Genomic DNA, 588 nt, shown 5'->3' with positions numbered 1-588 from the left:
GCTGATAGTAATTCAGCCAGCCGATGATGAATTGTCTTAGGGCTAATTTGCGCTTATCATCCCCCCAGCCATTGCTGCGGGATGTGATGTAGCGGATTTTCTCCTTAAGTTTTCCTGCGGTTTTGCGATGAAGTCGTAGGTGGGCCTCACCTCGGATCTTGTAAAAAGTATACCCAAGAAACTTAACCTTTGTATAGTTAACGCATTGACTTTTGGTCGTGTTAACTTTCAGGAATAGTTCGTTCTGGATGTATCTAGTTACACTATCCATGGCACGCAGACTCGCTCTCTTACTTTTACAAAAGATTACAAAGTCGTCCGCATAGCGGACATGCCTGTGCCCCCGTCTTTCCAATTCCCGATCTAATTCCGTGAGAAGAACGTTACTCAATAACGGACTCAGTGGGCCGCCCTGGGGTACGCCGGCTTCTCCAGGTTCGAATTTGCATCCGATTTGGACGCCTGCATTCAGGTATTTATGGATGAGTGAGATGACTCGTCCATCCTTAATCGTACGTGAAAGAACTTCGATGAGTTTACTATGATTGACTGTATCGAAGAATTTCTCCAAGTCCATGTCAACTACAT

The 588-nt window shown here is 45.4% G+C and carries 1 protein-coding gene; it reads right to left on the bottom strand.

Annotated features, from left to right (window positions below):
• Nucleotides 1-588: reverse transcriptase domain-containing protein (locus tag ACYVI9_RS14995; protein ID WP_460765936.1), on the bottom strand; the 588-nt coding region annotated here is incomplete at both ends.

Source organism: Niabella terrae, from assembly GCF_054783135.1.
Note: the sequence above shows the minus strand (reverse complement) of the source record. Positions and strands in the feature narration are given on the sequence as shown.